Origin of the sequence: Legionella brunensis (assembly GCF_001467025.1) — a bacterium.
Taxonomy (GTDB): Bacteria; Pseudomonadota; Gammaproteobacteria; order Legionellales; family Legionellaceae; genus Tatlockia; species Tatlockia brunensis.
Window position 1 is genome coordinate 424,429 of the sequence record NZ_LNXV01000029.1, and the last position, 21,837, is coordinate 446,265.

A 21,837-nucleotide genomic window follows, 5' to 3' on the forward strand; every position below is an offset into this window, starting at 1 on the left:
TCCCATCAACAACCTAGGTTGATGATGGTGGAGCTAGGCGGGATCGAACCGCCGACCTCTTGCATGCCATGCAAGCGCTCTCCCAGCTGAGCTATAGCCCCGAAATTAAGAACCGCAGTTTAATGAGACACCTCAATACTGTCAAGCAAATTTTAAAATAAATCTGGATTAATGCCCACTTAACCCTCATCTGCACTTTTTAGAACTCTATTTGCTAGAGCAAACATTAAGGGAAGATTAAATTCTATGCAATCACTTAATCTTTCGTTAAGGAAACGCTCTTATAATTTGTGTCCTTTATTCCAACTAGAATTTAATTTTATATGTCAAAACTTACGCAATTATTTAAAAAAGCTCAATCCAACTACGATAATTATCTAAAGAGAGATAACGTTGATGGTCTAGAAGAAACTATTAAAGCCTTTGAAAAAATTTCTCAATCAGAACTTAACGCAACGCTTAAAAAAGCTACTCTTACAGAACTCCAAAATTGCAATGAAGTATTGTTCTTAATTGCCAAAAGTTATACAGCATATGCTTTTGCCAAACAAAAAGAGCTTTCTTATACAGACGCTGTAGACTCCCTTACCAAAGCCAACCAATGCTATCAAGATATCACTAATTACATAGCGAAGATTCCACCTTTCAGCCTCCCCTTAGATCTCGGACGACAGAATACCGAAGCTGAATTTTATAAGCATAAGATGAAATTCGAACAAGCAAAAATGGAACAGTTTTTTATTAAACATAAAATGACAGGTGCTTATGATGCAGAAAAAGCATATGAAGCCTTGCAAAATATCGCTACCGCTTATTCTACCTTTCAACGTGTGCTTGAAAAAAGTTACAAATATATTTCTTACAAAATAGATTTTGGTATTAATGACGAGTTGACAAATTCTATTAAAGACGAACTTAGTGAAGCTAGAACTCTCTTGGCACAGGCTAAAAATAAAAAATCCAAACGACGAGCCGATGAAACACCTACTAGCAAAAAAAATGATAACGGCAATACCCAAAAGAAAAGAAGACTACGGCAGCGAGTAATTATTGAAGAAGAAAGCGAACAGATTGAATCTTTGTCTAGTATAAACCATTCAAAAGAAGAAGAAGATACCTACGAGATACCTGCTTCTGAGCAAGAAAAAAGGCAAGCAACCAGTGAAAGTTTGCCTACAGCGATGGAACTTAGTCAATCGCAACCTGTGCCTTTACAAGGATTAGATCTCTTAAGCACTCTGGCAATGAGCTTTTTTGCACCACCTCAGAATGTATCATCCCCACTCCCCCGAATGTCTTCTACTCTAGAAAATTCGATAACAGCCCAACCCCAGCTAGAAAATACAAATGTGTTCTGGAATCAAAATTCAACCCATATTAAGGATAGCCAAGAATGTAACCGTTTATTGAATGAATGGAGTCTAATTTATTTTAACAGTTTGAGCACACCTGTCTCTGAAAAAGACAATCAAGCCTTAACCCTTGAAAGGTTAGGACATGCTCTGTTGTTGGCAGCCGCAAGACTACAAAAGGAAAGCCAGTTTTTTGGTCAACAAAAGATAAATCCGGCACTTCGTATTGCTGTACAACTATTATCAAGGTCAGCCGAATTGTCAACTAAGCATTTCAACCCCGAACTAACAATGAAAGAGCTATCCGCTCAGTACGCTCCCTTACTCAAAGCATTCGCAAATCCTGGAAGACAATTATATAACCTTGAGTACCTACAACATCTCCGTAGGCAAGTCTATAAAGAGTCTCTTCTTATTAATACGCGAGAAGCAAGCGTGACAGACATAGTCACAGCATCCTTTAAAGCTTTGGCTAATACCTGTTTTGGCAAGGATTATGAAATAGTGAGAGATACTTGTTTTGAAGCCTTACTAAGTGCCACATACGCATTGAGTAAAAATAATCATATATAATCTTGTTTTGATAGTAATGGGGATTATAAATCCCCTTACTAAATTCTATTGACTTCAATTCTATCTAAGGCGACACTGCCTAAAAATCAGCTCCTACTTGATTTGTAAAATCGGAGCAATAATTTTTCCAGGATAGTTCTCAAGTTACTTAGGATTAGTATGAAATTTAAAAACGCCATTGTTAGAAAACCAAGTCAATCTCTGGTTCGCGGATTGACCTCATCTCCCATGCTTGGCAAACCTGATTACTACTTAGCATTACAACAGCATGAAAACTATATCAATGCGTTAACACAGTGCGGTGTTGAAATAACCCAATTACCCGCAATTGAGGAATATCCGGATGCTTGTTTTGTAGAGGATGTAGCCTTGTTAACTGAAAAAATAGCCTTGCTAACCCATCCAGGTGCAGCTTCAAGGCAAGGCGAGGTCACACAAATAGCCCCCACAATCCAAGCTTTTTTTCCTAATAATTTGGCTAGAATTACTGTCCCAGGAACATTGGAGGCAGGCGATGTTCTTTGTATTAATAACCACTTTTATGTCGGTTTATCGGCACGAACTAATCTAGAAGGGGCTCAGCAAATGATGCAAATCATAACCGCAGTCGGTTATACAGCATCTTGCATCCCACTGAAGGAATTTCTCCATCTTAAAACCGGCGTCAGTTATTTAGATCATGGTTATTTGCTTGTCAGTGGTGAATTGATTAACCACCCTGAATTTTGCCAGTTTAAGCAAATTCCTATCGATAACAATGAAGCCTATGCGGCTAATTGCATCATGGTCAATGGCACAGTATTAATGCCCAATGGATTTCCCAAAGCAAAAAAAGCGGTAGAAGACCACGGCTTTTCTGTGGTAACACTTGATGTCAGTGAGTTTAGAAAAATCGATGGCGGCTTAAGTTGCTTATCATTGAGATTTTAAATGAATAGGCACTTATCTGTACTTAGTCTTAGCTTAATTACAGTTTGCTCGGTAGACAGTATACGCAACTTGCCGGTAGCTGCCATGGCAGGAAGCCAATTACCAATCTATTTTACTTTAGCATTACTATTTTTTTTACTCCCTTCGGCAATCATTGCTGTCTGGTTCTCACAACAATCACAACAGGGTGTCTACGGATGGGTAAAAATAGGTCTAGGGAAGCAATTTGCATTTTTAGCCATCTGGTTTCAATGCATACAAAACCTACTGATCTACCCCACTTTTTTAGGTTTTATAGCGGGAACTTTGTTATATAGCTTTTCCCCACAATTAGCCATTAACAATCATGCTATTTTCATAACTATCATTGCCTCAATCTGGACATTAACCTGGATCAATTTAAAAGGCATCCATGTTTCCAGCAATTTTAATAGCTTTTGTACCTTATTAGGCCTCTTATTACCTTTTCTTGTAATTCTTACTTTGGGGGTAGTCTGGTATTTTTCTCACAGACAAGGCATCAAATCTTTCTTACCCTCTTCTACCCCCTATTCTTGGAACTCATTAATAGCGATCATGCTATCTTTCTGTGGTATTGAAATAGCAGCTGTACATGCCAAAGAAAGTCAACATGGCGCATTTTCTAAAGCAATTTTTATTTCAGTCGCCGTTATCTTCTTTACGATGTTGTTTGGCGCAATAACTTTAGCGATGATTATTCCATTACAGCAATTAAATTTTATTAGTAGCATTCCCCAATTAATTGAACTGTTCTTTAATGAATTACACTGCAAAGAATTTGCTTTTTTGTTCAACGGATTAATTGCTTTAGGATGTATCGGCACAGCAAACAATTGGATTATCGCACCAATTAAAGGCTTAAGTTTTGCTACTAATGAAGGCTTTTTAGGGGCCGCATTCGCAAAAAAAAATGCTGAAAACATTCCCGCTAAACTTCTAATTTTACAAGCTGGAATTGTATCAATTATCAGTAGTTTATTCTTAATTTTTCCTACAATTAATGCTTCTTATTGGGTGATGCTTAATTCTGCAACACAAGTCTATTTATTAATGTATATTATGCTTTTTTTAAGTGCGATAAAAATTGTCTTCAAGGGAAAAAAAATATCGTGGATTATACTTATTTCTGCTTTATCAGGGCTTTTGGGTATTAGCCTGGGTTTGATAATAAGTTTGATTCCCCCTCTTTCCTTGCATTTAAAATCCCAATTACCCTACACCATGTTAACTGCCTTATTTTTACTGGTAATAATTCTAGTTCCTTTAAGATTAATGCAAAATAATTCAATTGATTCAGTTAGTGAAGCATTCTCTAAATAGCGTTTTACTCTTATTTTTATACAGTAACGATGAAAAAAATAGTTAGTTGCTTTTTAATTTTTTCCCTCTATATTCAAGCCACTACCGCTTGTACTCGTATTTTTTGGAATAAAAAAAATTCCATGACCGTTGCCAGGACATTTGACTGGGATAACCATTATGAGGAAACCCTCCTTGTCTTACCACGAGGCATGCGGCATACAGGAGGAACGGCAACAAATGAGGCAAACTGGTATTCCAAATTTGGCAGTATAGTTGTTCAAGAAAATTATAAGACACAACGAAACGAGCAATCACTGACGGGGTCAACGAGGTAGGATTGGCTGCTCATTTGTTGGCTTTTGAAGATGGACAATATCAGACACGTGACCCTAAAAAACCTGCTGTCACTATCCTTCAATGGTTACAATATTATTTAGATAATTTTGCTTCTGTAAGTGATGTCATTAATAACATTGATAAGATTCAAATTGTACCCGCCTCTTTCGCTGAATTTAACAATCTTTCTTTACATGTAGCGATTGAGGATAGTTCTGGAGATTCAGCAATTCTTGAGTTTGTATTGGGATCTTTGAAATCTATCATGATAATGCTTATCGAATTATGACCAATGAACCCGAGTATGAACTTCAATTGCAAAATTTACAGTATTATGAACAAAGAAATTGTAAACGAGCAGACCTCCCTCTTGATGATCAATCAAAATCACGCTTTGTTCGTGCTGCATGTTACTTAGAATCCTTACCCATGGCACAGAATCAAGCACAAACGGTAGGCTTACTTGCCTCAATTGCTGAAAATGTTTCCATAGCTCACGGTATGTCGAGAAGCGAAGCAACGTGGTGGCGCACATATATTGATCTCAACAACCACTATTATTACTTTAAATCGACTCTAGTCCCGACGATATTCTGGTTAAATTATGCAACCATCGATTTCAGTAATCCCGCATCCTACCGCGAAATTAATGCTCATGATACTGAATTGATAGGGGATATCACTTAGATATTAGCCCAGCCTCTGCTAATGAGGAAGATAAGGCGATTAAATCATTGCTATTTAATCGCCTTATAAATTTCTAAGCGTGCGCGGCTTCAGCACGTTTTTTAGCCGCTTTTTTATGCTGTTTCCAATCACGATCTTTTGCAAAAACAAAGCTGGCTGCTTCCTCAATAAAAAATCCGACATCATCAATGTTTGCCCAAGCGCAATACTCATTAATCATTTCAAAGGTTTCACTACTGATTTCCGCCTTGATCTTTTCTTTTTTTTGTACACGAGTACTGTTAATAATTGGCATATCTGACCTCAATGTTATTTAAACGAATTAAATCTTAACAAATAAAATAATGATTGCAAAGTCGACTAATCTGAACTTTTCAAGACAAAATTTATTGTTAATTCGAAATATTGACCTCCCTTAAGACTAAATAATACTGAATGGCTTAGGGATTTCGGGATAAAAACTACTCCAAATTCTTTCACAATAATTTAGTAAATTATTGTGATTTTGCAGATGTATTTTTAAAGGATCTTCAAAAGGTAACCAAGCAATGTTTGTTAAAAAACCAAAAGCAGTTGCATCAATACTGGTAAGCTCATCACCGTGAAAGTATTTCTTATTACCAAGAGTAATCGCAATAGCATCCAGGGTTTTATAACCCATTTCTTTAATCTCATCAGAGTTATGACGTCCCATACCTTGTAAGTACAATGCTTTTTTCATTGTTTTATGAACAACATTTGGAACAACTAATTTTGCAAATCCACGTAATTTGGCAAAAAAAGGTTCGCGCAGATGTGACCAGCCATACTCATCTTGCCAACGTAAATAGACCATAAGCCAATACAAACGTTCGGAAAAAGTATTATCAAGTAGTACCGTCAATGCTTTTTGTTCTTTCGTTAAATTCCTATCGAGCGAATCGCCAAACTTACCGACAAGATAATCAATAATTAATTCACTATCTGAAATAACCTCTTCATCAATTTTAATAAAAGGCAATTTTCCCTTCGGCGCTTTTCTAGGATTCATAACGAATCTAATTTCATAAGGAATTTCTGCCATTCTCAGATAAGTTTCTATCTTTAGGCAAAAAGGACTTGCGTTAGGTAATCCCCAAACGCCAGGAAATTGATACAATGTAATCATATTTTGTTTATACCTTCGGCGATAATTTATACTTTGAAAGCTATTCGCTAGGTGCGCGATTATACCCATGTACTTTTTTCTGTAAAGCGCGCTGATAAATTCAGGTCATAGGAATTAATAATGAATAAATGCCCTTGTGGCTCTGCTTTAGACTATTTAACTTGCTGTGGTACATACATCGAGGGATTTTCTGTTCCGCAAACCCCTGAAGCGCTAATGCGCTCGCGCTACACAGCCTATAGTCAAGCTAATATTGATTACATCAAACAAACCATGCGTGGCCAACCTCTTATAGGCTTTAATGAAACAGAGGCGGCAGTATGGGCCAAACAAGTGATATGGTTGGGTTTGCAAGTCATTAAAGCATTCAATGATGAAGCCAATCCTAATAAAGGCTATGTTGAATTTATCGCACGCTTTAAAGAAAATAATCGGCTTCAAACTATACATGAGTTAAGTGAGTTTCAATGTATAGACAGCGTCTGGTTCTATACCGCCGGTCAAAAACCTGAGGCAGAACCTCAATCTAAACAAAAAACTCCACGCAATGCCCCCTGTCCTTGCGGGAGTCAAAAAAAGTTTAAAAATTGCTGCTTAAAATAAATATCTGAGATGTAAAGTCAGATAATGAAATCAATGAACTTTTTAATTGTAAAAGGGATGCCAGATGAATACTTGCGAATTTGGCTAAATCCCTTCTATTCAAACCTGAAATATGCTTATGAAGTTTGTGACAGTAATTTATTGGTGTAGGCAATGGCCAAAGCTGATACGAGTAGTGTTAAATGAATAACTACTTGCCACATTACATTGTCATAGGATTGCTTGCTTGGATCAATAAATGTTCTTAGCAGATGGATAGAGGATATACCAATTAAAGCCAGTGCTAATTTAATTTTCATGGCTCCTGCATCGATATGATCCAGCCATTCCGGTTGATCGGGATGATTATGTAACTGCAGTCTGGAAACAAAGGTTTCATAGCCTCCCATAATCACCATGATTAGTAAATTAGCGATCATGACAACATCGATCAAATCCAATACTCCCAGCATGATTTGAGTATTATCGGCCGTATTAATATGCACCATTAAATGAAATAACTCGGTAATAAATCGGTAGGCATAAGCCGTTAGAATTAAGAGCAACCCCAAATACAAGGGTGCTTGTAACCAACGACCCATAAAAATTAATTGGCTAAACATTTGGGGAAATTTTCTCATTTTTTTATCGTCCCCGCCTATTTTGGTAGTATTGTCATTCATGATTTACAACTGTATTGAAAAGAAGTAGCACATTTTAAAACTGATTAAGACTATTTAATAGATGAAAAGTGTTCATCTTTGGAATTAAAGAGATGGTGGGCCGTATAGGGTTCGAACCTATGACACAGAGGTTAAGAGCCTCCTGCTCTACCAGCTGAGCTAACGGCCCACAACTTACAGCATAGCTTGGCTCAGAATAAAATTTCAAGTATTTCATAAGGTTTTAGATTACCAAGATGATACAGGTCTCTCTCCAAGTTCCTCTTGGGTAATAGGTGCAGCATTTGTTGATAATAATAACAAGGCCATAATTTGTTCCCGCAAAAGTCTTTCTTGCGATGAAATAGGTTCGCCTTGTAAAGACCTGTCCTCAATGCTAGCTAGGATAGTTTTTAGCATATTAAACTCTTCTTCTAAATTTTGTTTTAGAGTTTGGTTTTTTACTTGTAATTCCAGCACTTCGGTTTTGAGAGTCTCATTTTCTTTAGTAAGTCTCTCGAACTCTCCCTCTAGATTTGCCTTAAGTTCTTTTTTGCGCGCTCTTGATTTTTGTGCCGAGAGCCTATTACGGATCATTCGCTCTTCTTTTTTTTGTGATTCAGTAATCTTGGCAGCTTCTTTTTTTTGTCCTAACTTTTCGAGATCCGATAACACTTCCTTTCCTTTTAGTTTGGATATCCCGTTACCTTGGGAATAAACAAGTGAAGGAGAGTCTTCTATGATAAAGCTTGAATCTAAACTTATTTGTGGATTAGAAAAAAATGATCCGGGAAAGGTGACTTTTGGAGGTAAAGTAGTAACGGATTTCAGGGCGAGAATATTTTGTTCATCGTTCGTAGGAAATAAATCAGGTAAATTAAAAGACTCCTCAACTAAAAAATCACTCAAGCTAGTTTTTGTGGTTGGAAAATTTAACGCTGGAAGCCAGGTTTCTGATGCAGCTCCAGTGCCTAAGAGAACAGCTAGCAACCCTTGTTGTTCATCATAATTAAGAGCATATTGATTGCTGAGGCTCAGGGAATCCAATAGCTCCCCCATTAATTCTAGGTTGATAAGCTTATCTAATAACCCAAGCTGCTGTTCTGTAAGAAGTGATAATTTTTTAGAAGTATTATCTTGAAAACTAACCTCTACAAATAATTTAAGAGTAAGCTGTTTTCTTTGTTCTTCTTGGTAAAAATCTAGCATGTCTTTACTACCCTTTAAGAATTAAAGGCCGCAGTCTAACAATATAAAATTAAGAAACTATTAAAGATTTAAACTGCAGGCTAAATTTTTACCAAAATCTAGATTAATGCATTCTCAAATGAACCAATTGTCTCGCCCTCATAACAAGAATTTTGTGTTTGTTTTTTAGCGGCAATTTCCTCATCCTTGGGCAACCTATTCTTGGCAAATAGACGATGCCTATCTTCTTTACATCGGTCAAAAAATTTTTCTCGCCTTTTAGGCAAAGCTTTCTCGATCATTTCCATTATACCGCGTAATTTTAAAGGTATCTTTTCTGGATCCAAATCTGCTGGTTTGCTACTCAGTTCATGTTGGTGCAACTCGATAGGAAAAAATTGATTATTAACTTCTGCGAAGCGCACACCTTTTGCATCAGGCGTGTAGATTGAACCATCATAATAATAGATGGGACTATTCTCAGTTCGTAAACACTGAGATTGAAAACTCACTGCTCTTTGAGAATTAATACTTTGCTCCCCGCAGAAATAAGTATGGACTGAGTAAAAACAATGAGCAACAGGTAGAGTGTCTTGAGTAAATCGTTCAGCCACAGTTTTCATATCAATAAATATAGCTAAATCTCCATCACTATTATTTGCTACTTGACCAGGTTTATTATTATAGCCGTGTGCAAGAACAAAAATCGTACTGCCATAATTAATGGCTTCCTGGTCATAGTCTTCATTATGATAGATGAGTTTTATTTCCTCAATAGAATTAGACTTATGATTTGTTATCCAGATATTGGCAAGTTTCGTTAAATCGCCAGCCTCAGAGAATTCAAAGGGTATATACAGTATTATCATTGCAAAACCAGTAATAAAAAAGAACAATTTTAGTGGTTTTTGCTTAAAGAAATATTAATAAACCATACAAATAGATCAAAATTAACAAAAAAAGAATTAAATTATCACCAATAGTGACAATATTATACCATTTTACTATTATTCACTCGCATATGTAATCTGTACACTCAATCTAACAGCTAGTTCCTTTTGTTCAATCACCGCATTAACAATTCGTAGTTCTTGAACACAACTAGATATTTCAGATCTTATCCATGCATTGCGTTGCTCCAACTCATTTCTCTGCTTTTCAAGTGTTATTAATTCTTTTTTTGCAAGGTCTTCATTAGCATCATTACTGACATGAAGGCACATTGCTTGTAAGATTAAATAACGCTCCGCAGAATTGCCTGGTAAGTTCTCAAATATGCTTTGGCGATACTCTGCTTCTGATAATATTTGACGGTTATTTATTTCTATTTCTTTTTTTATAGTATTAACTCTATCGCTAATTGCACGAAGCTTATCTACATTCTCATCTTCTTGATTGCCAAGCCTCTCAAAAAGTTCTCCGTATTGATGATTGAGTTTTTTTAATTCACTAAGAGATTGATGTTGACAATAGTCTTCAATCTGCTTTGGGTTTTGCATATTAAAAAAAGGCATAATAGTCTTCCTGAATACATTAATGATCATGTGCATATTATCAGTTATATGGCCAATAAAAAACCAACAAATGAATATGCGCCAATTGCCTATGACCAGTTAAAAAATGCAGTTATGCAGAGTGAACAAAAGTTTGTTTAAAAGCATCCACGAAAGAAGTAGCAGTCAATACCTAAATTTTTGCTCCAGGCCCAGACTCAATGTCGCTATTTTCTGTTTTGCCAGCTAACGATTCATATAATTTCGCACCCTCGTTGATTGCTATTCCACGTGCAAACATTCCGAAAGCAGACAACGCGATTAGCGGATAAAAACCTCTCACACCGCTTGACTTATAAATTTTCCCCGTCATTTCGACAATATTGAGAGAGTCTACGGAAGTTTTTTGATTAAGCCCAATAACACTAAAGGGGTTACTAAAGAGATATCCCAGAATACCCGCAGCACCGGCTACCACGACATTATCTCCAAATTGTGCTTTAAGATGTGCTATCACATTAAAATAAACACCAAATTGAATACCATCCCGTATGGCAATTGCATTCACACCAGACATCAGACGTCTTACGCTGAGAGTATCAAGAGATACGTTAGTCATCATTCTTGTTTTTAATACAGAAATTGGAGTAGTGACATAAACAGTTCCAATTCCAGCCAAGAACCCGGAATAACTTTGTGCTATTTGCTCATTAGGCCATATCATACTTAATACGCTTTCAGTGGCGTATTTTGTTGGGAAAAACACAATATTTTTCGTGCAAGAGTTAAGAAGAGCAACTGGATAGCCTGTTACAGGATGCTGCCAGGAAGAACGATATGCGGTTGCATAGAGACTATTATTCCAGCATATCGAAAAATTTCCTCGCCTGAGCTCTTGTATAAATCCAGAAAAACCGAACGATGGCTTACGAAAAGTTTCTGCAACTGCTTTCGTCGCATAGGACAAGGGTTTATCTATTGCAAAGAAAGTCGCTGTTGTACTAATACTGCCTATTACAGCTCCCTTTTTAACATTTTCAATGAACTCTTTTGCATTGAATGACTTAAGTTGAGGTGTTACTATCTCTTTCTTTTCTTGCATAGTTTATTTAAATCTATATTGAGTTAATTGATAGAGGATGATAAAAAATTAACCTTAAGTAAGTATTAAGTCGGCTTTTTAATTGCAAAGGGGTTGCTATGTTTAAAAAAACTGAGTCAATGAAAAATTGTGAGCAAACATCCAAACGAGCTCAGTCTTTAATAAAAACGTTGGAGGAATCTCTCTTTTTTGATAACGGCTTTTTTCCAATTGGCTTTCGTGAATCTCCGGCAAAAGACGCTAGAAATAAAACTCAGAAAGAAAAAGAGATGCAACCAACCCCACCGGAAATCACCTTCTAAGAGTTAATCTGCTTATTTACTAACGAATAGAGATTGAGTTTCTTATCCACGAATATAATCAGCAGGTGTCGAGTGGTATTGGCAAAGATAGTTAGCAATACCACTTCTTAATGCAGTTCATCACGATAAAAGATTAAATTAAAAGGTGCGGGTACAACGAACCGGCCGCACATTATTCTTGCCCGAAGAGGTAAGGTCAGTGTTCCAGAGACGACTTCCCCACGCGCTACCAATAGGAGTAACACGTTGTGAAGAACTCCAGTAAAAATCAGATGAAAACTCGCCGAAGTTGCATGGAAGCGCATTATTGGAACAAAGTACATTATGGATACTAGAAACCAGAAGTCCATCACATCGCATCCGTCACTTCCCTTACTTATTTTAAAATCCTTGATCAAAATGTCTTATCATAATAACGTCTAACTTGTTTTTTAATGGGTAAATTTACCCGTTTCATATGGCGTTTATGGCAGGAAATTCTGAATAGTTACAGTATCTATTTTTTTCTGTTTCGTAGCTCGGAACAATCTTGGACTATTGCTCTGTTTAACATCGCTATTGGCTTGTCCAACATCGTTTGATTCGTTCGAGAGATTATGCAGCCCAAGCTTTGGACTGTGTTGTCTTTTAGGTATTCGTTTTGGTGAATGTGAAGCAATAGGATCATCACTGCCTTTTTTGGAACGATGAAGAACAGGTGGGAATGTTGTTGCAGTCATTGAGTTTTCGACACTAGTACCATGCACATCTAGTAGCACATGGTAAAAAAGATCTTTAGAGATACGATGCACTACTCTTGGTTGTCCGGGGCTACTTGCATCATTAGGATCGATAAAATAAAGATAGCCACCATTGTCTGATTCTGCACCGATAATTTTAATGATATGAGTATCCTCCCCAGCTTCCTCTACTTCTGTGGGGGCGACTTCATAAACAAGATATCCTTCATTTATGGCAGAAGCAAATTGCAGTGTTGGATTTGTTGTGAATTGCTTAATTAAATTGTAATCGATTTCGGCTAGAAAATAGCCAGTTCGTAATTCATCAAGTAAAGGCTCGAATCCTTTGGCAGGATGCCATGAAGAAGGAGTGTAATGAAACTGCCAAATATGCTGGATAATAGAGCGGTCATAGTACGAAGCTAATTCATCTGGTGACATTTCCTGCTGACTCATACCAATGTTGTTTTCTTGAAGTACATCGCTCACAGCTTTTACAACATCAAAATGAAGTTGCTTACTGACCTCTATTGCAGCCGCAATAATGGCCTTTCCTTGTCGGTTTAAAATAAAGTAAGTTAAGTCACTCTCGATCTCACATTCTAAAAAGTCTTGAAGAAGACTTGGCACTGTACTGTTTGCCGGAAAAGAATGCTTTTGTAATAAAAGACTCGCAAAAACTTTATCCTTAGAGATATGTGGAGCGGCTTCTTGGATATTATTTAACGACAACTGATCATTAAACCAATCAACAAAGCTATTTTCCTCAGTTTTAAGCTGCTCCAACTGCTTACAGGTTTTATGATAATCTGAAACAATTTTTTCAATTTGCCGCCGTTTTCCTTGAAAAAAAGGGCCAAAGTATTCACTTTTAAAAGCACCATACCAACAAATTTTTCCTGCACGTTGCGGTTTTGCAGTTGGATGTTCTGGTAAAGGAAAGAAACGGTCATCTTGTAGATAAGTTAATGTAATCGAACTTCCCGGTAAATTTTGTTCAAGTTCCTTTATACCAGCTGTTTCTAGAGTATTTTGGTAGATTTTTCCTGCACGAAATTTATGAATAACTTTTGTTTTTTCATTGACATAAAAGGACATTGTTACACCGTATCTTAATTATTTATAACCAACTTCCATGCAGTGAAGATCAAATCATTTTGAAAGAATGTAAACACGTGATGTTTTTACCCCCAAACACTATTGAGAGTTCATTTCTAAAAAGTGCCCACATTAACAGAATTACAGATAAACAGACACTTATTTTTTCAGATAGCTACGCTTGGAATTTAGTCTATTTCGTCAATGCTCTGGCTGTCGGATGATAGATTAGGATCAACAGGTTCACCAGGAATTTTTTTGTTTTCGCTAGCCCACTCGCCTAAGTCAATTAATTTACAACGATAAGAACAAAACGGTCTAAAAGCGTTTTCAGGCTGCCAAGTATTTTTTTTACCGCAAGTTGGACAAGTGATTTTCTGCAAATTGCTCATATTAATTCTTTGCTAGACCCTATTACGTTGGAGTATGTATAAAGCACACCAGATTATCAACCTCCAGATTACATCGACTCATGAAATGGGTGTTTAACATACTCCCCCTTCTAGTCATATTTCTTTTCCTTGTGGATAATTTTTAACCATAGTCTATACTGGTAAATGTTTGACCTATTTTTAATAAAATAGTTTAGTTTTACTTATTAGAGGCTTCAAGCATAGAACAAGAAGCAGTATCAATTTATAGAGATGAATCAAACTTAACTTTCCTAATCAGTTAAGTAAAAAAGTATAGGGTTCAATTATCATTTTTATCCTCTTCCGAAAATATTTTGTTCTTTCACGTAATATTAGCTTAATTTTTTTGAGTTAATATTAATCATTATGGTTTTAAAAAAGATTGCCTGGACAACCTCAATACCACCCAATCGCAATCTGAACTAGCTCAGAGGTCAGTATGAAACACCGTATCGTAATTAATTTTGCCGATGACCTTGGAGGCCCACTAAGGCTTAAGCTTGGAGATATCTTACTAATAGCCCGTAGAGACAAAAAGGGAATCCTTAAAGTCGTACAGGAGCTACAGTATCATTATAACGATGAACAAGGTATGCCTATTATTGCTCCAGCCCTCTATGATTCTTTGGATGAGTACATAGAAGAAGCATTAAATGAAGGAATGCTCAGTGTTGAAATCTTAGCGCACTCCCCCTATAAAAGTTCACATCATCTTTCCTCATCAGTGACAAAAAATTGTCCAATTCAACTATTTACAATTGATGAATTAACAGCGTGGATTGAATCAGATATTTTAAAAAAACATATCACTCAAACATCAATCTCTTTGATCATCTGTCAGGCTGCCTCAGCAACAGTAGACTTCCCTTCAATCGCCGAGCAAATGTTTGCATTATTTAAGGAGAAACCTTTAAAAATGACAGCAAGGGAAGGTTTTGTCTATATGCGTAACAGAGATAAAATTTACAGCCTTAGCGCTTTTGATACGTTGTTGCATAAAGCGTATATAAGTCAAGAAACTTCGGCTAACACCTTTCTAGAACGGTTCTCATTTCCGCTCCTACGGGGATTAAGAACTTTTCTTAGTACAACTCAATTGCATACTTATGATAATAGCACCCCGCTTAATGAAAAATTTGCTTATTTTATAAATGATCAAAATGAAACTTTCAAAATCGATAAACACCTATATGATCTTTACATCTTATCTAATCCCAAACCAGACAAAAAACTAGAACTGTGCACCAAAGAAGATTTCATAAACTTGGCTAATTTGGGAATAAAATCTGATAAGAACGGAAAGTTATACAAAAAATCAGAAATTGTTTTAAAAGAAATTGATTTGATCCATCCAGCAATAGTTTTACAAATTCAATTAGGAAATTACCAGAAAAGAGATCAATTATTTACTATGATTGATCAAATGCATGAAGCCATTAGCACAACCCCATCAATCCAAAACGCAAAGAAACTAAATGTGCTATTAAATATCATTGAAGCTTATATTAATGCTCGTTACTTCTTAAATCTCCCTGTTAATTCTACAGAGCATTTATTGAATTTGTTACATACAGTTATTGCGAATAATGGGCAATTTGATCAGCAAGATTTTCAAAAAATAGAAGCAATGGCTCAGTACCTACAATTAGACAAGACTATATCGTTAGATGCTTCTGAATACGTGCGTTTAGCAGGACTTCTATGGCCATCTGACGCTATCGAAATAATGACTCATTGCAGGCAAATGAATGAACAGTTTGCAAACCGTTTAGAAACTTTTTGTAAAATGATTAAAACAGAAAATCAATTATTCGAAAATAGAAAAATTTATATAAAAAAATCAGATATCAATGAAAATCCTAATGAACTAGTTGCCCCAGAAAAGAACGAGAATCAAATACACGCAGATCTTGAGAAATTGCAGCAATTAATCCATCATCAAATACAAGAGACCTCTTATTTATTTAGTTTTAATAAATTTACACCTACTCAAACAGAAATTTTAACTTCGCTTCTACAATTAATCCATGTAGCACAAAAGCAGGAAATTAAAAATAATGAACCAGATTCTTTAGTGCCTTTATTGGTACAAGGAATAAAAAAACTCGTGTCAACAGATACTGAAAATACTCGCTTAAAGCTCATAGAGCATGCAGTAGATGGTTTTGTTAAGAAACACTATAACATTTCGGAAAAAATCCCAGAAAATAAAAAAGAAAAGAAAACTTTACAATTAGAATTTTTTGCCCATAAAAAATCGGAAAACCAGGAAACTAAAGACAAGTTCGATCCTAACAATAGCTTATTTGAACTAGATTAAGCAGTGTAAACCTTATTTGGAAAAACTATTTAAAAATGAGAGGCTCCAATTTTAATGGAAATGCGAACTTTTAATCAAAAAGGGGAACTCTCATAATGTGACTTAATTTAAGAGTCCAACTAAAAAGAAGGACTCGCATCATATCTACCTGTGGCGCTTTCGCCAAAGTCATTTGATTCATTTGTACACATTGTTTTATTTTCTGCTAAAGGCAATAAAAAGTCCGTTATATACGTAATGCGCCTTGCTAGAGAACCCTGTGTATTTACCAATTGAATTTTCTGTAACTCCACTAAAAGTTCATCCACTGTCTCAGGAAATGAATTCAGAATCTTCGTTACCGCAGGAACATGATGACGATTCCAGTGGCCAGTAAAAAAACGTGCCCAGGCTGAATCAGATTTCGTATAATCACGCAGCAAAAAATATGCTTTCTCCATAGCATTATCTTGTGAAAGAGTGACACGATTGTAAGCATCAAAAGTACGAATTTGAGTAAACCACGAAACCAACTCTTTATGTCCATGCTTTTGGGCTATTTGATACAGAGGTAAGATCTCTAACTCTTCTCCTGTACGTGCTACAGCACGCGTGATGGCTTTGACTAGCGGCAGATTTCCTTGCTGCACAACTTCTCTTAATTTTGTACGCCATTCATTTTGTTGCCAAAAATTATTGAATTTTTCGAGATGGCTTATCATTTCCGGTTTATTTAATCGCACCATTTGATTAAATACTAGAGTTATTAATTTGAATGGTGTGGCTGATTCTTCGCATAGCGATTGAATCATCGCACCTTGATTTGTCTCTACTAAAAAAGAAATCGCTTTAATTTGGTTAGCAATCGATAAACATTGAAAATAAGCAGATTTTGACAAAAGAGAAAGCAAGGGAATTTGCTTAGAAGATAAAGCTTGTATGAAGACGTCATTAATGACATCTGCGTTTTCTTTAAGCTTTGGTGCGCGCAATAAAGTTAATACCACAGACAAGTTACCTGCTTCTATGGCTACAAATAATTCCTTTTTCAGACTCTCAAAAGTAGGTGCTAATTCTCCACTTAAATTAGTAATTAGATCCACAGACTTATAATCATTGGCCTTTAACGCACCAGTCATCAAAGCATCCGCATCCTTAGAGGTTATTTTTTTTAATCTGCAAACACTTTCTAGTTGTCTCACAACATCCTGGTTATAACGTTTTTTTCGAGCCTTTGCCAAACTGAATAGAAGCATCTCGCTGTCAAGATGAGTCAAACTATATTTACACAAGATTTTGAGTATCCCTGCATCCCCCTTTCGTAAAGCGAAATCAAAAGCTTGTTGTACAGTATCAGCATCAGGATGTAATTCCGGCTCAAACGTTTTATAAATTAACTTCAGCACAGTTTTATTACTGTCAGGGACAATAACATCAAGAATGGCATTTTCTATATCAGCTCTCTCCAGAGCTCTCCCCTCGGGTAAATTGACAAGAATATTTGCAATTGAAAACCACGTCGGGGTTTTTAGAACACTTTTTAACAGACCTTGAAGCCATGATTTGGTTAACTGATTTTCCCCCGTTAAATGAAGTAAAAACGCCAAGCCTTCATATTTTCTGTGTTGTTGATACCATGTCGCACCGTGACAAGTCATCTTGTGACTGAAGTGATTCCCACAAGCTTTTACAAACCGCTCTTGTTCTGGCCAAGACATCTTTTCTAAAACGTACTGCCAAGCAGTATCCATGGTAGTTTCACTGGGACGCTTGCTATCCTCAAGGCCACACAGAAATTCCACACACTCCCAGTTTTTGGCTCTAAACGCCTGCCTAAATATTTTGTCAATCTGTCCTGCTTTGGGCTTAAACTTAGGTCCCAATAGCAGCGACAATCCGTCCGGCCAATTAAACTCAACAGCCTTAGACAGTAATGTTGAATACAAGCTATCGGTCAAATTTAATAATCGTCTATTTTCGACAAAATAACTAAACAGATCTCTGTCTTGTGTTGCTAAAGCTTTCAAATACAAACTTTTAATATCATTCTCATCCAATTGACTAATCACCCTTGGGATTAAGAATAATTTGATAAATGGTGAAGCCTTTTTCTCTATAGCCTCTTCAAATGCCCTAAAAAGTGAATCTTTCTCACAGAAATCATATTCTTGCGAAAGAAGATAAGTGGCTAGCTTAAGATTTTGACGGTCGACTGCTTCCTCTAGCAAAGGCTTAAGATTGTTATCCCACGAAATAAGCAACCAATGGCGATTATATTGGCCCAATATTTTGATGGCTTGCTCACATAACCAACCATCATTGTTAATCAATACATTGATTAACAATTGCTGACATGCAATGACCTCCTTTTCTTGAGATAAATTAAAAATGACAGATAACATGTCTTGTAAATTGAACTTTTCACCTAGTAATAAGAATCGTTGTTCGACAAGTGTTTCTTTAAATTGGGTATATTTATTAGATGATCTATCTTCATTTTTGGCCGAACAAGTCTTATGAAAAAAATCCATTTTTTGTTTAAAATTAGGCCAATTTTCCTCTAATTCTTTATAGTCAGTTTTTTCAAATGTGGACTTACCTAGATTCAGACGACATAGATCCAACCATTGCTGCTCACAATTGCTTTTTTGTTTTTCTAAAAACTCAAGAGTCTGAAATTGAAAATTTGCAGCTATAACCTCATTCTCTGACCATTCTTCACCGTCCTCAATTTCACTGCTGCTATCATCATTCTCGCCGTCTTGAAGACAATGATACTCTTCCTCAAGTATAGAAACGTTATCGTCATTCAGTAGAATATCAGGAGGCGATAACAACAAAGCAACCAATTGCTGATACAGATAGTGAGTTAAAGCTAATTTATCATTTTCTCTACACCATGTTTGCAATCGACAAAGAAGATCAAATTTTCTCTCAATACTTATCTGCTTATCATTGAGTAATTGTTCGGTATAATCAATTAAAAAAGGAAGCTCAAGAAATTCTTCCATATCATCACGATATATGAGCAAATACATAACTAATACTTGCCTATTAGCTATTAAATGCTCCATCATTGTTTCTTTAGAAATCAATGAAGACAGTGATCGTAATCGACGGGAAAGTTTTTCATCTTCAAAGGAATGCAGCAATTGGTTAATTAATGCTGGTAATGCCGAAGAAGCAACCCCTGCATTATTTAGGCCTGCAATCAAATATTCAGAGTAATCTTCTTCATCATAATCATCGTAGTAACATAAAAGCATTTGATAAAGAAACTCAATACCAAATAATTCATACAAATTATTAAATAAATCTTGAGACTCTATACTTCCACCATCAAAATCAGCTGCCTTAATCTCCACTACATTTAGATTCTTAGCTACTTGGCCTTGTAGATTATAGCCCTGTAACTCCTCTCTCTGCACCGTGGTCTTAGTAGCAAGCTCGACTAATTTTTTAGTGCGCTCATGTGAAGCTAATACACTGTAAAATTTGTTTAGTGGATTGTCCTCGTCACCAATTGTATGGAGATGAAATATAAAAATAGACTGCAGTATCCCTGACTGAAGAATTTCTTCTTCCTTCAATCCCTGCTGACGCATCCAAATAATAAAGGCTGCTAAATGTCCTGGTTTTTCGAAATAGGCTTTTAATAAAGGAACAATGACAAGAGGGGCTTTAATTGTATGTAATTTTACAGTGATCTCCTCCACCAACTTCTTTAAATCTAAGTCAGATTCAGACACTGTTTTACTGTTCTTAATTAGTTGTGCACCAGTCGGATAGTGAGATCTTAAACGCTCTCGCTGTGCATAAAAAGAAATTGCCTCAGCATTCTGATTTTCAAGAAAAGTACTAAATATTGGTCCCATTTTCTGCTGATATTTAAACTTCTCTGCTCGAGAATCAGACGAGTCATAACGTTCAACCAACCAAAGGAGACTAGCTTCGTAGATATTTTGTAATTTTTCCTTTTCACAAAAAGTGATAAATTTTTTGGCATTCTCTACTATCACTATTTCAGTATTCTGCATTTTTTGCGAAGCCAGATCCTGATCTTCCATTTTGGAAAGGTCAACTTCCCTGCTTTTTAATCCCATTTGTAGAGAAGCCCAAATGTCTGCAGAAAATTTAATATCATTTGGTAAGGGGAATTTCCCTCCGCTGACTGCAAACCATTGCATCAGCTGGATTAACTGTTCAGAAGTCATTCAATAATCCATCACAAAAAAATAAGCCTAAATTGTATATTATTGATTCATGCTAGTAAAATACTAGACTGACTAGCTCTTATTTTTAGAACTCAAATTCAGTAAGAATAAAATGAGATTACAAATGGTATACATTCAGTCTATCTTTATTTAACATGAACTTAACCCCCAATCCCCATCTAGAATAACTTCATGACAGGCAATTATTATGATGTTTATCAGAAAAACCCCGTTTTTTCGGAGGAGTTTTTTGGACAATTTCTAAGGACGCTTGGTAAAAGTTATGTACAGTGCGCAGATATAGGTGAATGTTACGTTACACTTGCCAAAATTGAAGATCAAAATTTTAATAGTTGGTATGATGCTTGGTATGAATTAGCCATGTATCTTACGAGCCTTGCGGAAAACAGTTGGCAGATGGGGAATTTGCAAACAGCAGGTTTAACTTACCTTCGAGCAACTGAGTACTACCGTACCAGTGAATTTTTTTTAAGAGCGAATGTCGACGATCCCCGCATCTTACCTTGCTTTGATCAAGTACGATTTTGTTTTGAAAGAGCCTTACAGGCCTTACATCCTGATGTCAAAAAGGTTGCCATTCCTTATGATAATCATGTGCTAGGAGGGTATTTGTTTTATTCTCCCAAGAAAGCTAAAGCGACCTTATTACTCCCGGGTGGTTATGACAGTACTGTAGAAGAAAGTTACACTCTTGTGCCTGCAGCTTTAGGACATAATTACAATATTTTAATCTTTGATGCCCCAGGCCAAGGACAGGTTTTACGAAGACAAAAACTTTACATGCGCCCTGATTTTGAACATGTACTTACACAAGTATTGGATTGGGTGGAGCAAGTTCCTGAGCTATCGAATAATAAATATGTACTAATTGGTAGAAGCTTTGGTGGTTATTTAGCCCCAAGAGGTGCTTGTGGAGAATCACGTTTGGATGGCTTAATTTGTGATCCTGGTCAAATGGATATAGCCGGCTCAGTCAATAAATTATTGCCCCCTCCTATCCTGGCTTTATTCCAACAAGAAGATGCAACTGCGGTCAATTCGTTTTTTTATGACTTATTTTTAAAAAATAAAATGAAAGAATTTTATTTTAAATCGCGTATGAACACTCATGGAGTGACTACTCCTTTTGATTATATAAAGGAAATGACTCGGTATACCTTTATTGATCGCGTTAGCGAAATTACCTGCCCCACTTTAGTTTGTGATAATCCCAGTGATAAAATCTCTAACCGCGGCAATACACTTTATGAGGCCTTGCTATGCGAAAAAACTTACATTGCTTTTTCCGATAACAGAGGTGCAGGCATGCATTGTGAAGCCGATGCTAATGGACAATTCCAGCGAGTAATTTTTGATTGGTTAGACCAACATTTTGCTTGTAAATAACAGTACTATC

Annotated in this window: 18 protein-coding genes, 2 tRNA genes and 1 pseudogene; 9 read left to right on the forward strand and 12 right to left on the reverse strand. The window is 36.2% G+C overall.

Going from position 1 to position 21,837, the window contains the following annotated elements; all coding sequences use genetic code 11:
• Positions 1-25: 25 nt before the first annotated feature.
• A tRNA-Ala gene (locus tag Lbru_RS10610) sits at positions 26-101 on the reverse strand.
• Positions 102-323: 222 nt separating this feature from the next.
• Between Lbru_RS10610 and Lbru_RS10615 the strand changes: the two genes are divergently transcribed.
• The 5 genes and pseudogenes from Lbru_RS10615 (at position 324) to Lbru_RS17825 (ending at position 5,201) form a co-directional block, all read left to right on the forward strand.
• Positions 324-1,925 carry a hypothetical protein gene (locus tag Lbru_RS10615; RefSeq protein WP_058442103.1) on the forward strand — a complete coding sequence of 534 codons (1,602 nt, stop codon included), beginning with the start codon at positions 324-326 and terminating at the stop codon, positions 1,923-1,925.
• A 159-nt stretch (positions 1,926-2,084) separates the two neighbouring features.
• On the forward strand, positions 2,085-2,855 hold the full coding sequence (locus Lbru_RS10620; RefSeq protein ID WP_058442104.1) for a dimethylarginine dimethylaminohydrolase family protein: 771 nt from the start codon (positions 2,085-2,087) through the stop codon (positions 2,853-2,855).
• Positions 2,856-4,196, forward strand: coding sequence for an APC family permease (locus tag Lbru_RS10625; protein ID WP_058442105.1), 1,341 nt, complete (start codon positions 2,856-2,858; stop codon positions 4,194-4,196).
• A gap of 29 nt (positions 4,197-4,225) precedes the next feature.
• Complete coding sequence (locus Lbru_RS17925) at positions 4,226-4,513, forward strand: linear amide C-N hydrolase (protein WP_058442106.1); 288 nt, start codon at positions 4,226-4,228, stop codon at positions 4,511-4,513.
• 17 nt (positions 4,514-4,530) lie between these two features.
• Positions 4,531-5,201 (forward strand): annotated as a pseudogene (locus tag Lbru_RS17825) (linear amide C-N hydrolase).
• Between the two features lie 73 nt (positions 5,202-5,274).
• On the opposite strand, the gene Lbru_RS10645 reads toward Lbru_RS17825, so the two are convergent.
• Positions 5,275-5,496 carry a hypothetical protein gene (locus Lbru_RS10645; protein ID WP_058442109.1) on the reverse strand — a complete coding sequence of 74 codons (222 nt, stop codon included), beginning with the start codon at positions 5,494-5,496 and terminating at the stop codon, positions 5,275-5,277.
• Between the two features lie 126 nt (positions 5,497-5,622).
• Positions 5,623-6,348, reverse strand: a complete 726-nt coding sequence (locus Lbru_RS10650; RefSeq protein ID WP_058442110.1) for a glutathione S-transferase family protein — start codon at positions 6,346-6,348, stop codon at positions 5,623-5,625.
• 120 nt (positions 6,349-6,468) lie between these two features.
• Between Lbru_RS10650 and Lbru_RS10655 the strand changes: the two genes are divergently transcribed.
• Entirely contained in the window at positions 6,469-6,951 is a 483-nt protein-coding gene (locus Lbru_RS10655; RefSeq protein WP_058442111.1) for a YchJ family protein, read from the forward strand.
• A gap of 116 nt (positions 6,952-7,067) precedes the next feature.
• On the opposite strand, the gene Lbru_RS10660 is transcribed toward Lbru_RS10655, so the two are convergent.
• From Lbru_RS10660 to Lbru_RS10685, 6 genes are all read right to left on the reverse strand, one after another.
• Positions 7,068-7,553: a TIGR00645 family protein gene (locus Lbru_RS10660; RefSeq protein ID WP_238583878.1), complete on the reverse strand. Its 486-nt coding sequence runs from the start codon at positions 7,551-7,553 to the stop codon at positions 7,068-7,070.
• Positions 7,554-7,706: 153 nt separating this feature from the next.
• Positions 7,707-7,782, reverse strand: a tRNA-Lys gene (locus Lbru_RS10665).
• A gap of 59 nt (positions 7,783-7,841) precedes the next feature.
• Positions 7,842-8,801 carry a bZIP transcription factor gene (locus Lbru_RS10670; protein WP_058442112.1) on the reverse strand — a complete coding sequence of 320 codons (960 nt, stop codon included), beginning with the start codon at positions 8,799-8,801 and terminating at the stop codon, positions 7,842-7,844.
• 98 nt (positions 8,802-8,899) lie between these two features.
• Entirely contained in the window at positions 8,900-9,649 is a 750-nt protein-coding gene (locus tag Lbru_RS10675) for a hypothetical protein (RefSeq protein ID WP_058442113.1), read from the reverse strand.
• A 138-nt stretch (positions 9,650-9,787) separates the two neighbouring features.
• Entirely contained in the window at positions 9,788-10,294 is a 507-nt protein-coding gene (locus tag Lbru_RS10680) for a hypothetical protein (RefSeq protein WP_058442114.1), read from the reverse strand.
• Positions 10,295-10,466: 172 nt separating this feature from the next.
• Positions 10,467-11,375, reverse strand: coding sequence for an MC/SLC25 family protein (locus tag Lbru_RS10685; protein WP_058442115.1), 909 nt, complete (start codon positions 11,373-11,375; stop codon positions 10,467-10,469).
• Positions 11,376-11,473: 98 nt separating this feature from the next.
• Here Lbru_RS10685 and Lbru_RS10690 point away from each other — a divergent pair, with 98 nt between their 5' ends.
• The gene (locus tag Lbru_RS10690) at positions 11,474-11,677 is read left to right on the forward strand and encodes a hypothetical protein (protein WP_058442116.1); all 204 of its coding nucleotides are present in this window, start codon (positions 11,474-11,476) and stop codon (positions 11,675-11,677) included.
• A gap of 464 nt (positions 11,678-12,141) precedes the next feature.
• On the opposite strand, the gene Lbru_RS10695 is transcribed toward Lbru_RS10690, so the two are convergent.
• Both Lbru_RS10695 and yacG read right to left on the reverse strand, forming a co-directional pair.
• Complete coding sequence (locus Lbru_RS10695) at positions 12,142-13,494, reverse strand: hypothetical protein (RefSeq protein WP_058442117.1); 1,353 nt, start codon at positions 13,492-13,494, stop codon at positions 12,142-12,144.
• A gap of 188 nt (positions 13,495-13,682) precedes the next feature.
• Complete coding sequence (yacG, locus tag Lbru_RS10700) at positions 13,683-13,886, reverse strand: DNA gyrase inhibitor YacG (RefSeq protein WP_058442118.1); 204 nt, start codon at positions 13,884-13,886, stop codon at positions 13,683-13,685.
• Between the two features lie 460 nt (positions 13,887-14,346).
• Between yacG and Lbru_RS10705 the strand changes: the two genes are divergently transcribed.
• Positions 14,347-16,227, forward strand: coding sequence for a hypothetical protein (locus Lbru_RS10705; RefSeq protein ID WP_058442119.1), 1,881 nt, complete (start codon positions 14,347-14,349; stop codon positions 16,225-16,227).
• Positions 16,228-16,346: 119 nt separating this feature from the next.
• Here Lbru_RS10705 and Lbru_RS10710 read toward each other — a convergent pair whose 3' ends face one another.
• Complete coding sequence (locus tag Lbru_RS10710) at positions 16,347-20,420, reverse strand: DUF5617 domain-containing protein (RefSeq protein WP_058442120.1); 4,074 nt, start codon at positions 20,418-20,420, stop codon at positions 16,347-16,349.
• 192 nt (positions 20,421-20,612) lie between these two features.
• Between Lbru_RS10710 and Lbru_RS10715 the strand changes: the two genes are divergently transcribed.
• Positions 20,613-21,827, forward strand: coding sequence for an alpha/beta hydrolase family protein (locus Lbru_RS10715; protein WP_058442121.1), 1,215 nt, complete (start codon positions 20,613-20,615; stop codon positions 21,825-21,827).
• Positions 21,828-21,837: the final 10 nt, after the last annotated feature.